The 14,431-nt window shown below is 45.9% G+C and carries 12 protein-coding genes; 11 read left to right on the top strand and 1 reads right to left on the bottom strand.

From position 1 onward, the window contains the following. Positions 1-149 precede the first annotated feature (149 nt). The 10 genes from spoIIID to HP401_RS15580 all read left to right on the top strand — a co-directional run bounded on the left by spoIIID (position 150) and on the right by HP401_RS15580 (position 12,137). Positions 150-434, top strand: a complete 285-nt coding sequence (gene spoIIID, locus HP401_RS15625) for a sporulation transcriptional regulator SpoIIID (protein WP_003388385.1) — start codon at positions 150-152, stop codon at positions 432-434. 81 nt (positions 435-515) lie between these two features. Beyond that, positions 516-1,532, top strand: a complete 1,017-nt coding sequence (gene mreB, locus HP401_RS15620) for a rod shape-determining protein (protein WP_015893600.1) — start codon at positions 516-518, stop codon at positions 1,530-1,532. 7 nt (positions 1,533-1,539) lie between these two features. Beyond that, positions 1,540-2,529 (top strand): flagellar hook-basal body protein, encoded by a 990-nt coding sequence (locus tag HP401_RS15615; protein ID WP_173605652.1) that lies wholly within the window; start codon positions 1,540-1,542, stop codon positions 2,527-2,529. A 15-nt stretch (positions 2,530-2,544) separates the two neighbouring features. Further along, positions 2,545-3,378, top strand: coding sequence for a flagellar hook-basal body protein (locus HP401_RS15610; RefSeq protein ID WP_173605651.1), 834 nt, complete (start codon positions 2,545-2,547; stop codon positions 3,376-3,378). A 35-nt stretch (positions 3,379-3,413) separates the two neighbouring features. After that, entirely contained in the window at positions 3,414-3,668 is a 255-nt protein-coding gene (locus HP401_RS15605) for a DNA-directed RNA polymerase subunit beta (protein WP_173605650.1), read from the top strand. 133 nt (positions 3,669-3,801) lie between these two features. Beyond that, on the top strand, positions 3,802-4,323 hold the full coding sequence (locus tag HP401_RS15600; RefSeq protein WP_015893596.1) for a CDP-alcohol phosphatidyltransferase family protein: 522 nt from the start codon (positions 3,802-3,804) through the stop codon (positions 4,321-4,323). 175 nt (positions 4,324-4,498) lie between these two features. Then, a complete protein-coding gene (gene fabZ / locus HP401_RS15595; protein ID WP_173605649.1) occupies positions 4,499-4,957 on the top strand; it encodes a 3-hydroxyacyl-ACP dehydratase FabZ in 459 nt (152 codons plus the stop codon). A gap of 70 nt (positions 4,958-5,027) precedes the next feature. After that, on the top strand, positions 5,028-5,765 hold the full coding sequence (locus tag HP401_RS15590; protein WP_015893594.1) for a WecB/TagA/CpsF family glycosyltransferase: 738 nt from the start codon (positions 5,028-5,030) through the stop codon (positions 5,763-5,765). A gap of 27 nt (positions 5,766-5,792) precedes the next feature. Continuing rightward, positions 5,793-6,893, top strand: a complete 1,101-nt coding sequence (locus HP401_RS15585) for a glycosyltransferase family 4 protein (RefSeq protein WP_064200423.1) — start codon at positions 5,793-5,795, stop codon at positions 6,891-6,893. Between the two features lie 147 nt (positions 6,894-7,040). Further along, positions 7,041-12,137 carry an Ig-like domain-containing protein gene (locus HP401_RS15580; protein ID WP_173605648.1) on the top strand — a complete coding sequence of 1,699 codons (5,097 nt, stop codon included), beginning with the start codon at positions 7,041-7,043 and terminating at the stop codon, positions 12,135-12,137. Between the two features lie 76 nt (positions 12,138-12,213). On the opposite strand, the gene HP401_RS15575 is transcribed toward HP401_RS15580, so the two are convergent. Beyond that, positions 12,214-12,873 carry a YigZ family protein gene (locus tag HP401_RS15575; RefSeq protein ID WP_173605647.1) on the bottom strand — a complete coding sequence of 220 codons (660 nt, stop codon included), beginning with the start codon at positions 12,871-12,873 and terminating at the stop codon, positions 12,214-12,216. A gap of 272 nt (positions 12,874-13,145) precedes the next feature. Between HP401_RS15575 and HP401_RS15570 the strand changes: the two genes are divergently transcribed. After that, positions 13,146-14,354 (top strand): TolC family protein, encoded by a 1,209-nt coding sequence (locus HP401_RS15570; RefSeq protein ID WP_173605646.1) that lies wholly within the window; start codon positions 13,146-13,148, stop codon positions 14,352-14,354. Positions 14,355-14,431 lie beyond the last annotated feature (77 nt).

Genomic DNA, 14,431 nt, shown 5'->3' with positions numbered 1-14,431 from the left:
AACAATTGCAGGTGTTTTTTTTGCATGTAGTACAAACTGTTGAAAAAAGATGCGGCCGTGCTGGCTTGTCAGGCTTGGAAACGTAGAATATGTGTCCCTACCCACCCATATATTGTATCAGACAATGTAGATACGAGGAGGCGAGTAATGTGCACGACTACATCAAAGAGCGGACCATCAAAATCGGCCGATATATTGTAGAGACAAGAAATACGGTTCGGATGATCGCTAAAGAGTTCGGTGTTTCGAAAAGTACTGTGCACAAGGACTTGACTGAGCGGCTGCCTGAGATAAATCCAGAGTTGGCGAACCAGGTTAAGGAAATTTTGGAATACCACAAAGCCATCAGACATCTTCGGGGGGGCGAAGCGACCAAAATTAAGTACAAACGACGTAGTAAAAAAGTACGAGTAGAACAGGAGGAGAGTGTGTAAGAAAGAATTTCCTTGTCCTCTCACGTAGAAGAGCCTATGATATTAGGTAGAAATGTAACTGGTAATCAGGGAGGACCTTTCATGTTTGGCAAAGATATCGGAATCGACTTGGGCACGGCCAATGTCTTGGTTTTTGTAAAAGGCAAGGGAATTGTCCTAGACGAACCATCTGTCGTGGCAATAGATAGTAAAACCAGAAAAGTTTTGGCCGTAGGAAATGAAGCCTATCGCATGGTAGGCCGCACCCCGGGAAATATCGTAGCGATCCGACCTTTGCGAGAAGGGGTTATCGCGGATTTTGAAATCACAGAGGCCATGCTGAAGCACTTCTTAAACAAAATTGGTGGAAAGAGCATGTTTGCCCGTCCGCGTATTTTGATTTGCTGCCCGACCAACATCACCTCGGTTGAGCAAAAGGCAATTCGTGAAGCGGCTGAGCGCAGCGGTGGAGCAAGAGAAGTATTTATCGAAGAAGAACCGAAAGTTGCCGCAGTTGGGGCAGGTATGGACATTTTTCAGCCGTCCGGTAATATGGTAGTGGATATCGGTGGGGGAACGACCGATGTAGCGGTATTGTCGATGGGCGATATTGTCACGTCTTCCTCCATTAAAATAGCAGGCGATACATTTGATGTGGCTATTATGCGTTACATAAAAAATAAATACAAATTGCTAATTGGAGAGCGTACGGCTGAAGATATCAAGGTTCAGATTGGAACCGTATCCGGCGGACGCCAGGACGAAATGGACATTCGGGGTCGAGACATGGTAAGCGGCTTGCCGCAAACGATTACCATTCGCTCCAATGAAGTCCAGGAAGCCCTGGCTGAGTCGGTGAGTGCGATTGTACAAGCTTCAAAATCTGTTTTAGAACGAACACCTCCGGAGCTTTCTGCCGATATAATTGATAAGGGTGTTTTCCTGACCGGTGGCGGCGCATTATTGCACGGTATTGACGAGATTCTGGCAGAGGAGCTGAAGGTTCCTGTGCTGGTAGCGGACGAGCCAATGATGTGCGTTGCAAAAGGAACAGGAATGATGCTGGACTATTTGGACAAGATGCCGGCTCACTCGAATAAGCGATTATTCAGGGGGTAAGATTTACGTGATCAGAGGCTTGTATACGTCTGCATCTGGCATGCTGGCTTTGCAAAACAGGCAAGAATCGCTGGCGAACAATTTAGCAAATATCAATACACCCGGGTTCAAACAGGACGTGGGTGTCATGCGTGCATTTCCGGAGCAATTGCTCTCACGCATGAATGATCATGAGGGACTGGATGTTCCGGGCATCCCTACTATGCCTGGACAGCCTGCCATTATCGGGCGTTTAAACACAGGGGTATACATGTCGGAGGCGCTACCGAATTTTGCGCAGGGGGATATTGAAGAGACACGCAATCCGTATGATCTTGCGTTGATGGACAATATTCAACCAGATCAGAATGGCAATGAGCGGCGGTTGTTTTACAGTGTGGCGCGGATCGAGCAAGCAAATTTGGCACAGCCAGCACAGCAAGAGGATATCCGCTATACGAGAAATGGTAACTGGAGCGTGAATTCGGACGGGTACCTGGTGACAGCGGAAGGATATTATGTGCTAGATAGCTCTAATCAGGCGATTCGAATCAACCACGATCCCACACTCGGTACCAATGTCGGTCAAAACCTGAAAATTTCCGAGCGTGGCGAATTGATGCAAGTTACCATTGATCCAATCACAAAAGCAGAACAGTATACGGCGCTTCCTACTCATGCTAGATTGGGACTTGCAGTGGTAACCGATCCGCAGAAGCTTGTACGGGAAGGAACGAATGTTTTCCGATTTGAAGGCGACATAGCGGTAGAAGGGATTGATTTGGCAGAAGCCAACGATCAGGCTGCTATAACAGCAGGTACGTACAATACCCCTACGGTCGTGGGACGTTTCGGTACACAACAGGGCTGGCGTGAACGATCGAATGTAGACCCAGCCCAAACCATGACGAGTATGATGAGTGTGCTTCGCGCCTATGAAGCGAACCAACGAGTGATTACCACGATTGACGGTACGCTGGAAAAGGCTGCTAATGAAATTGGTCGGGTTAATGGATAATAGGAGGTAGGAAGGATGCAGTCGCTTAATATTTCTACATCAGCTATGCGCGGTATTCAGCAAGCGTTGGACAATACAGCCAACAACCTGTCGAACATTGATACGATTGGGTACAAGCGCAGGGTCGCATCGTTTTCCGAGCTTCTCACAGACTCAATGAATGAGCAGCCGGCAGCGGACAACCAGAATCGTAATACACCAATGGGGATAAGAATCGGTAGTGGAGCGCGTCTTGGCATGACCAAGCTGGATCTCGGTCAAGGCAGTCTCAAGCAGACAGGTGTGCCAACAGATGTTTTGATTGAAGGAGATGGCTATTTTTTGGTCACTCGTAAAATCAAAGATGCGAATAACATCACCGTGGATGAAGAAAGTCGCTTTACGCGTAATGGTTCTTTTAAGCTGTCTTATGATGATGATGACAAGGGATACGTACTGCACACCACGTCTGGCCATATTTTGACAGACGAAAATGGTGCGAATATCGTATTCCCGGAGCCAGTCAAAAATATCTCGATTTCCCCTGATGGTACTTTCAGTGCGGACGGAATGCCGGCACCTGTAAAAATTGGTGTATGGGATGTAGAGAACCCTGATCAGCTAAAGCAAGTCGGTGAGAATCTGTTTGATGCCGAATTGGCTTTCGGGGCAGGACCGCAAAGTAAATACACCAGTGCATATGATGATGGTGTAACATTGCGCCAAGGTGCTCTCGAGTCATCAAACGTCAGCATGACAGAGGAAATGTCCCAACTGGTGAACATTCAACGTGCGTATCAATTGAACTCACGTGCAATCGGCATCAGTGATCAAATGATGGGCATTGCCAACCAACTGAGAAGCAGATAAACCCATATCATTTCAACATGACGGAGGAGAGGAGCATGGAACAAGGGAAGAGCAAACGTTTCCCGCGTCAGACCGAAGAGGTTAAGTCAAAAGTAAGAGAGCGGGAACGGAGCGGCAAAAATTGGCGGCTGAGAGTTGCCAAGATGGTGCTGGTCCCACTCCTGCTGTTTTTCTCACTGGTCATTGGTCTGATGATCGGATACGGTGGGGTTGGCAAGAAGCCAATGTCTGATGTATTCGATCCAGGAACCTACAAACATATGTGGGATTTAATGTTTGAAGATACGTAAAAACGAAGCTGGACAAGCCCGAACCTATGGTTGGGGCTCCTATTTTTTCGAGGACTTGTTGTGGTGTTTGTCCACAGAGTATAATAGGTCGAGTGGTTGAAAAAGGAAGTGACGATTTGAATACGGAGGGATGATGTCCGTGAATCTTCCTAATTTGCTTACGATCTTTCGCATCGTGCTCATCCCTTTGTACCTGTATGTCTTTTTTTCGGAGTTTCCGTATCATGTTGAAATCGCTTTAGGCATTTTGATTTTGGCGGGAGTGACCGATGTTGCGGACGGGTACATCGCGCGGAAGCATAAGCTTGTGACCACCATCGGAATGATGTTAGATCCTCTGGCAGATAAATTAATGATGCTGGCGGTCATCGCCTCATTATTTTTGACGGATCGAATCAGTGTATGGGCCGCCCTGTTTTTCTTTGTGCGCGATCTGGCCATGATAGTAACAGGAGCTGTTTACCATTTCCGTGGCAAAAAAACTGTCCCGGCAAATGCCTATGGCAAGCTGACAACCGTTCTTTTGTATCTGGTCATTCCGCTCGTGATGTACCGTTATGAGTACAGTGAAGCGATACTTTGGTCGGTTATAGCGTTCTCCTTTATTGCGAGTGCGATTTATCTGGCAAAGGCTCGACTATTGAACCGCGTGTAAGGGTTCCTGCACGTTGAAAAAGAGCACTTCCCGCTTTTTTGGGAGGAAGTGCCCCTTTTATCTTAACCCCGCTTGTCCGTTTAACTGGGGCGGGAGTTATGTATATTGTTTCGTCAGTTAAAGGGTATTCATGCATAGACAAGTCTAGTTAAGTATGGAAATGGAGCGATACATAATGGAAATCAAAGCGCCTTTGGATATTATGCAAATTCAGGAAATCATCCCGCACCGTTACCCGTTTTTGTTGATAGACAAAATTGAAGAGCTGGAGTTAGGAAAAAGAGCAGTTGGAATTAAAAATGTCACGGTAAATGAACCGTTTTTCCAAGGTCATTTTCCTGGTTATCCAGTCATGCCTGGCGTCCTTATTGTGGAAGCGTTAGCACAGGTTGGAGCAGTAGCGATGCTCAGCATGGAGGAACATCAAGGAAAAATCGGGCTGTTTGCAGGTATTGATGAATTCCGATTCAAAGATCAGGTGAAGCCGGGAGATACACTGGTACTAGAGGTTGAGCTTACTCGTGTACGTGGTACCGTCGGCAAAGGGCATGGAAGAGCACTGGTAAATGGAAAAGTAGTAGCAGAGGGTGGATTAATGTTTGCCCTGACAGCAGGAAATAAGGCACATTCATGATCATCTTGAATGTGTCTTTCTTTTCGGGTAGAATGGCTAATGGGCAACTCCATGCATTGAAGGTGAAGAAATGACCAAACAGGTCGCAACCATATTAGATGTGCCATTTACGACTCGCGGTTTTCGTGAGACTGTCGATCATATAACGGAGCGCATACAAGGCGGTCAAAAGACTCACGTGGTGACAGCCAATCCGGAAATCGTTATGGTAGCGAGAGAGAATCGCGCTTTCCGTTCTATTGTAGAACAAGCCTATGTCGTTCCAGACGGAATCGGAATCGTGTACGCTGCTAAATGGACGAATCAGCCGATTTATGAGCGCGTTACCGGTGTGGAGCTTCTGGAAGCGCTCATGGCGAAAGCCGATCAGCATCAGTGGGGCGTTTATTTACTCGGCGCCAAGCCAGATGTTATTCATTTGGCAAAAGACAAACTGAGTGCTCGTTACCCGAACGCCCGAATCGTCGGATGTCGGGATGGCTATTTTCGCCCAGAGGAAGAAACTCAAATTGTACAGGAAATTGCCGAAGCGAAACCACAGCTCCTGTTCGTCGCGCTGGGTGCACCCAGACAAGACGAATGGATGGCGAAGTATCGCGATCAGTTAAATGCCTCCCTGATGATGGGGGTAGGCGGAAGCTTTGACGTCATTTCCGGGAAAGTGAAGCGCGCTCCCGAGATTTGGCAAAAACTGCATTTGGAATGGTTTTATCGACTTGCTTCTGAGCCTTCCCGCTGGAAGCGTCAACTGGCTATTCCCCGGTTTGTTCTAACCGTACTGAAAGAAAAATGGAGTAGCCGTTCCTAGATGCATCCGTAGAGAGGAGAACAGTCGATGTCTACACTAATCCTCGGATTTCTGACTTCGCTGATCATATCGTTTATTGCAACACCGTATGTAAAAAACCTGGCTGTAAAAGTTGGAGCAGTGGATGCCCCGAACCAGCGCAAGGTTCACACGCGAATCATGCCACGTATGGGTGGCTTGGCTATTTATATCGGCTATCTGGTTGCGTTCTTCCTATTTGTCCCGCATACAAGCATGTCGGAAATGCTGGGAATTTTCATCGGAAGTACGATTGTTATGGTCGTCGGCATGCTCGATGACAAATACCAGCTCTCGCCAAAATGGAAGCTGCTCGGACAGCTAGTCGCAACAGCGATTGTCGTCATACCTTTTGGCTTGAAGATCGGCGTCGTGAATCTGCCGTATAGCGGAAGCATTGATTTTAGCAGTGGCTGGCTTGTCTGGCTCGCGATTCCGATCACGATGTTTTGGATTGTCGGTGTAACTAATGCAGTGAACCTGATTGACGGTCTCGATGGTTTGTCGGCAGGTGTGTCAGCGATTGCTGCAGGGACTATGGGTGTCATGGCCTTATTGATGGATGATTACAAGGTATCGGCCTACTGTTTCGTGCTCCTTGGAGCGATCCTGGGCTTTCTCTACTTTAACTTTCATCCGGCTCGTCTGTTCATGGGCGACACCGGTTCGCTTTTCTTGGGCTTCAACCTAGCTGCACTATCCATCATGGGCTTTAAAGAAGCGTTGTTCGTTTCCTTTATCATTCCAATCGTCGTGCTGGGTGTACCGCTCTGGGATACGTTCTTCGCCATCGTGCGCAGGATCGTGAACAAAAAGCCGATTTCGAGCCCAGACAAAGGGCATTTGCATCACTGTTTGCTGAACATGGGTCTGTCGCACCGCTCGACTGTACTCACGATTTACTCGATCAGCATTTTCTTCGGGACGATGGCGATTCTGCTGACGAAGACGACGAAGTGGACTACGATTATCGTCATGGTTGCGCTGCTGATTGTCATTCATCTCGGAACGGAGATCGTTGGACTTGTAAGTCGCCGTCACCGCCCACTAATTAATGCTTACAGACGCATCAAAATTAAACAGACCGAACAACAGCGTCGGACGAATTAGCTGCAAGCCCTGCATCAATTGATGCGGGGCTTTTTCTTGCTACTTTTCCAGCTATCGGCAGATAATACTTAACTTTTCGTGATGTCTTTCCGATAAAAGAAAAGACGAATAAAGTGTTTTACATATTTTTAAGAAGAGGTGAAATGAGTGTCTAGAGGCAAAGACAGAAAAACATCATGGATTTCGGCAGTCCTGTCCTTTTTGTTATTAGTAACGACGCTTCTGCCGATGGGGGCGGGAGTTGCTCAAGCTGCAGGAGGCGGAATTTCCTTTACTGGCATCAGTGACAAGACAACAGCGACGAGTCCGCACATCTCCTATACACCGAAAATTACCATTCAAGGAACCTACAATGGGATTGTCGGGGAAGATTTACGCTACCGAGTAGCTACATTGAACGGTAGCGAACCGAATGATACAAGCAGTATCAAACCGTACATTGATTCCGTAACGAGAACTTTTACCTTTAGAGACATTGAACTGACTCCAGGGGTAAACCAGATTAAGTTCGAAATCAAGAGCGGAGATTCTACGACGTATTTGCCAGTCATTTTTGTACAGTACAACAATACACCTTTGTTCTCCAACTTGAAGTTGAATTCTGTCATGTTTGAAACAGATCCGACGATTGTAGAAGTTACATCCTCTTCGAAGCGTCAATTGACCTTGGCCCTTTCTGGTAAGGCAATGAATGCGGACACGGTGGTTGTGACGAATCAGACCACAGGTCAAAACTTTAGTGACTCGACTAGCAGTTCTGGATCATTCTCTATCGAATTAGATGCTCAGATTGGCTTGAACAAGCTGGATATTCGTGCATTTAGCAAAAATAGAGAAGTTGGGTTGATTAATCGCAGTGTTTTGGTTCTCCCTAAAAGCAATACTCAGGGTGGAGCGGATCAATTTTATAATGTAACGATAAATGCAGGCACAGAAACACCAATCATCAAAGTCCCACCAGCGAAAAATGAATTGATTCAGACAGGGGCGGCGGGTACTTCTTTTCCAATTAATGGGGAACTGCTCGTTAAGTTGCAAAACGGAGTTAGTGTTCTAAATGGTTCTTTGAGTGACACGACACCTCCTGATGCTCCAAAGGTTGATCGTGTGTACAATACCACGACGGAGATCACTGGTTTTGCAGAAGCTGAAAGTACAGTGGAAGTGAGCAAAGGAACCACTAAAGTAAGCGCTACTGCGGATAAGGCCGGAACTTTTAAAGTAGCGTTCGCTAAGCAATCAGAAGATGTAGAACTGCAAGTCACGGCAAAAGATGCTGCTGGTAACGTCAGTCAAGTAACTTATGTCAAAGTGGAAAAAGATCGTTCTGCACCGGATAAACCGATTGTGAATCCGATCAGTGAGAAAACTACGAGTGTCACAGGAACAGCAGAGCCTGGTTCAACTATAACGGTTAAAAACGGAACTACCGTATTGAAAACGGCTGTAACAGATGCAAACTCGAAGTTCTCGGTTACAATACCGGAGCAGCCAATTGATGCAGAGATTACGGTAACCGCAACAGATGAGACTGGTAATGAAAGCGCGGCAACAATTGTAAAGGTTACAGACTCAGGTGCGGGTGGAAATGATACGACACCTCCAGATGCTCCTGTCGTAAATGCCCTTGATGATAAGGCAGCAACTGTAACAGGGACAACCGAAGATGGAGCTACAGTCTTTGTTGCCAAGAACGGAAGTGTAGTGAAAAGCGCGGTGGCAAGTGGTACTGCTTTCACAGTGGATACCGGAGGCTTTTCTGCTGGAGATGTTTTGACTGTTTATGCTAGAGACGCGAAAGGAAACCAAGGTCCAGCTACGACAGTGAAAGTAACGTCGTCAGATACAACTAAACCAACTGTTCCTACTGTTAATTCGATTATGAATACAGATACGAAAGTGACGGGGACAGCAGAGGCAGGCTCTTTGGTTATTGTAAAAAAAGGAGCTACTGAACTGGGGTCTGATTATGCAACGACGGGAGGTATCTATTCGGTAACAATTTCTCGCCAGAAGTTCGGTGACGTTCTTTCTGTAACAGCAAAAGACAGTGCGGGGAATGTAAGTGATGCAGTAACGAAAAAAGTTGATTCAGACAAGCAGAATGGCATGTCGCTTACCTTGGATGATTTAGCGACGAATCAACCAGTAGATGTAACGGCTACAAATGTAGTGGCTACTGAAGTTACAAATGTACCGCTCTCGTCCGAATACAAGCTGTATAAAGTGACAGGGAACATACCCGCAAATGATCTTAAAACAGGCAAGACCTACGAAATGAAATTGAAGTATTCAACAGTGATCAAAAGTACCGACCCTTCCATCCCGGATCTGATCTCGGAAGCGGTTGTTGGGAACCACGCTTACCAATTTATTTATAAAAGCTCATCAGATCCTCGTTTCGGCAAGGTGTTTGATATATCCACTACAACTGCACAACCAGAGATCAGAACAGACGGTAGTGTAAACGTAGTGAGTGCTCTTCCGGTAAAGGTAAAAGTAGAAGCGTTTAACATGGAAACCACTACGCCAACTATTGGTAATTTTGAAGTCTACTACAACAATACAAAAAGAGCTGCAAACACAGATTATGTCATAACAGCTGGTAATAACGAAATAAACATCGAATTCGTGAAATTCCCTGCGAATGAGACGAATGTAAAAGTCGTTTATACGAAGGGGACGGCAGATACGAGTGATGATAAGGATATCTCCTTCAAGCTCAGCCCTGAAGTTGTACCTTCACTGTTGTTCTATTACACCACTTCCTTCGTGGAAAAGGTAATTGACAGCACCTTGGAAATTCCTGACCCAAGACCATCTAATTTCGCAATCGATGGCAACGTCTTTAGAGGGAAGATGTATAACTACAAACTGAATAGCAGCAATATGGTCATTACCCTGAACAATAGTAAGACACCGTTAACCTACATTGTTGGGTCTACAAGCGGTGGCGCCGTACAGTTTACCATCGATAAAAGCCAGTTTACGAGTGGTTCTGCATGGAATCTGAACCAGGGTAACAACACGTTGATTTTTGAACTGAAAGATGAACCGAATGTAAAGTTCACCTACAACATTTTCTACAACACAGAAAAAACGCCTAAGATTCAAAATGTAAAAATGAAAGTAGTTCAAGGAAAAGATAACGATGTAGAGCTGGAGAAAAAGTCTACAGATAAAGCGTTCCAAACCTCTGCGTACTTCCTGCGTCAATTTACATTTGATGTTGAGAATGTAGAACAAGATGCAGTTGTGACGATCCGAAAAGATGGTAATGTCATTGCGAAGTACAAGATGACAGATGATTCGGGGGACTGGGATTTCCTGGACAACGACTCCGATTATCGCAAAGCTCGTGATGCGGCGATTAAAGGAAACACATCTGACTTGGGTACCATTTTTGATGATAGTACGTTCTCTAGAGGTAGAGATACATCGAATACATTCAAGTTCAATGCCGAAATGAGCTCGAGAGATTATGGGGAAGAGCTGATTGGAGAACTGGATGGAGATATGGGGCTATCGGCTGAGGATCTGGAAAGCAGATTAAAGCTGTTCCCATTGACGCTCTCCAAAGGTACCTCCACGAACTACGAAATTGAAGTAACACAAGGTTCGATCATTACTCGTCAAACAGTATCGATCAACCAAGATACGCAAGCATGGACAGTAGTTTCTCCGAAGAAATTGGCTAATGCCCAATACATTACCGTGAACTCCAACTCTGTTCCTTTGCGAATTTTTGCTGAAAAAGCAACGAAGGTTATGATCGGTAAAACAGAAGCAGTAGCGTACAATACGAAAGATCCTGATTTTGAATATGATGAAGATACAGGCAAGCTTGTACCAGAATCCTATTACGTATTCGAAGCCAATGTAGCGTTGAAACCAGGTTTGAACACCATTAAGTACACCGTTCAATTTGGTGCAAACAGTTACAAGGACGAAGTGAAGATTTACAATACAAACTCCGCAGTCGGTGGTGCCGAAAGCAGAGAAGTACTTGGTAAAAAATTAGCCTTTAGCGTGTTTGACAAATCGTTTGAGCTGAAATTCCCGAAAGGCACTGTACTGCTGGCGCCATCTGATAATCGTACTGGTTCTGAGATTAATGCACCGGCGACAGATATTTTTACAGACGTTCCGCTTTATTTCGGAATGGCAGATCGGACAAATGGTCGAGTCAATTTGGATGACGATGAGCTCAGAGAGGACATGGAAGATTTGCTGAGCCTTTCCTCTGATTTCAACTACGCAAGTCCGCTCTACTTTGTGGATGCAGGTAACTCTAAGCCTGGGGCAGGAGATGGCGATGAAGACCGCGCACCAGGTGGACGTGATCCATACTTTGAAGGTACCGTCAACAATGCTGAAATGGAGCCATTCATTAAGCGTTGGAAGAACAATCTGATTCCAAGCAAAGTAGGTACGGTTACGATTAAGTACGATGGCTCCATCGTAAATGCAGCCAATAATATTTTGACAGTCTTCTACAACAACGGGGATGAGTGGATTAACCTCGGTGGGGTAGTTAATACATCCAAGAAGACTGTAACTGTACCATTCGAAGGATTCGGTTATTACATGGTCATGAAAACACGTGAAACGTTCTCCGATGTCATCACGCATCCATTTGCGCGTGACGCGATTGAGACGCTTTACGCAAAAGGGATTATGGCCGATGCACCGGGTAGTGGATTTGGTACAGAGTTAAAAATCACTCGTGGTGAGTTTGCGACCATGATTGTGAAAGCACTCGACCTGCCAATCAACGACGGTCCGTACACAGACAGTAGACAAAACCACCCGGCAGAGCCTACCTTTACGGATGTACGACCTAGTGATGATGATTGGAATTACCAGTACAAGTACATTGAAACAGCAGCGCGTGCTGGTATTATCCGCGGTAAAGATCCGCGTGCTTTCTATCCTGATGATTCGCTTACACGTGAAGAAGCTGCGATTATCGTCGCTCGTGCAATGAACTTGAAGCTTAGCACTCCGGAAGCAGCGGCAATCGCGCTTGGTAAAATGTATACAGATGCCCAACTGACCGGGCACTATGCAACACCAGCTGTATTGGCTGTATCCAAAGCCAAAATTATGAACGGTGAGGCAAATGATCCGACGGCTAAGAAGCCAACGTTTAAATTTGTACCAAAAGGAGACCTCACTCGTGCTGAAATGGCAATGATCACGATTCGCATCATGGTCCAACTCAAAAAACTGCCTAAGCAGTAAGCCGAGATATTTCGCCCTATATAATAGAAGAAAAGCTGAAGAGGTCATCGCCTCTTCAGCTTTTTTCATGGAGAAACTACTCTTCTTCTACATCGCCAACCGCGTCTACAGGAACCTCCAGATATTCCTTTTCTCCCAGCACGATCTGAGCTTGTCCATTCGTCAAATCAACCATCCGTGCGACAAACTCATCCTGGTCCCCCTCAGGGATCAACACATGCGCAGTCACCTTGTCTGTAAAATCCGTACCACTCACGCGATGTTCGCCCAGACGCAGTTCGTTCTCGACCTTGCCCCACCACGTATAGTCCACGCTGATAGAGATCGTCTGATGCAGCGTGTGCACCACGATCTTTGCAGCCTTCAATGCAGTGACGGTTCCAGCTGTATAAGCCCGAACGAGTCCACCGGCCCCAAGCTTGATTCCGCCGAAATAGCGAGTGACGACTACGACCGTATCCTTCACGCCGTTTTTCTTGATGCATTCCAGGATCGGCTTGCCCGCCGTACCGCTAGGCTCCCCATCATCGCTTGAGCGCTGAATCTGATCGTTTTCACCGATGACAAAAGCAGAACAGTTATGGGTAGCATCCCAGTGCTTCTTTTTGATCATCGCGATAAATGCTGTCGCTTCTTCCTCAGTGGTAACTCGCTGGGCATATCCGATAAAACGGGAGCGCTCAATGACGATATAGTCCTCACCGTAGCCAGCGATGGTTTTGTATTGGGTAAGCATCGTACAATCACCTCAAGAAAAGGATAGCATGCCAAAGAAATGTTGGCGAACACTGAAATGTTTTTGACACATAATCGTAGTACTCTATGTGGTGCTTGTGGAATAAAAAAGGAAAGGGAGGAGTTCCTTATGATTCCCTTATGAAAATGCTGGTATGGCATAATTTTGCGTGTGAGAAGGATAACTCTGTGATATAGTGATCTTGGGACAAACCACATATTTAATGTGGTTAATAATTTTATGCTCAATATAAAATAAAGGAGTGGAAGTCAGTGAATTTTCCATATTCGAAAAAGAAATGGATGTCTATCAGTTTGGCGGCATTATTAACAACAGCCCTTGGCGCAGGAACTTTGACAGCATCTGCGAATACAGGCTCCGATCAAGCAAAGGCACCTACGACTGTACAAGCGTCTACCGATAAAGTAGCAGCTGAGGCAGGCAAAACGAATACGACAACGACTGATACTGCCGCAACAGATGAGTTGACGCTGGAAAAAGCGATTGAACAAGCCTTGAAAAGCAACGTCACATTACAAAATGCTCGTTTGGATGCGAAAAATGCAGATATTAACGACTCGATCATCTATAGAAGCACGGCACAAATGACAGCAGATATGCTGGATTCCTTAGATGCTGCGCAAGCAAAGTATGTGAGAAGCGCCCAAAGTGAAATGACCAAGAAGCTGAATGCCCTCGCTGTTAAGTCTACAGAAGGAAAAATTAAGTTAGGCGCACAAGATGTCTATTACAAACTGATTTTCGCTCAGGATGACGTGAACCTAAAAAAACAAAGCTTAGACCGTGCTGAAGCACAACTGAAAGTAGCCAAGGCTGCATTTGATGTTGGGACGAACGCGAAAACAGACGTCCTTGAAGCGGAAATGGGCGTAGCTGGTGCAAAAGCTGAGTTGACGAACGCGGAAAATAACCTGGAAATTGCCGTGATGAATCTGAATGATTTCCTCGGCGTTGATCTTCAAAAAGAATGGAAAATTGTCTCTGCCAATAAAAAAATGGCTCCAATCTCGATCACCATGAAAGATGCCGAGAAGGAGGCCCTCTCTAAACGCTTGGAGATTACGAAAGCAGAAGAAGAGCTCAAGCTGGCAGAATTGAATGTGAAGCTGATCGCAGAGTATACGGCGGCTTCAACTCTTTCTGGTCAAGAAGCTCGCAACAACGTTGAGAAATCGAAGCTTGCCATTGATGAGGCAAAACGTACCGTTTCGAAGGCCGTTGCAGAGGCATACCTCAACCTAAACGCAGCTCGCGAGGCGATTGACTTCCAAAAAGCAGCAAAAGATTCCGCAGCTGAGAGCTATCGCTTGAAAAATTTGCGTTATGAAAATGGACTTGCGACGACTTTAGAGGTTATTCAATCGGAAGAAGCATTATCTACTCGTGAGAATGCGTACCAAAAAGCTATCCTGTCTTACAACTTAGCTGTCGTAAACTTTGAAAATGCATTAGGAAATTAACCTAATTCAAGCAAGATTATGAGGTTTTGAACCAAATTGGAAAAAGGTTCAGTCGTGACAGCCCGCCATATGTCCTC

Source organism: Brevibacillus sp. HB2.2 (assembly GCF_013284275.1).
Taxonomy (GTDB): domain Bacteria; phylum Bacillota; class Bacilli; order Brevibacillales; family Brevibacillaceae; genus Brevibacillus; species Brevibacillus brevis_D.
This window is presented reverse-complemented; position numbering and strand designations above follow the sequence as displayed.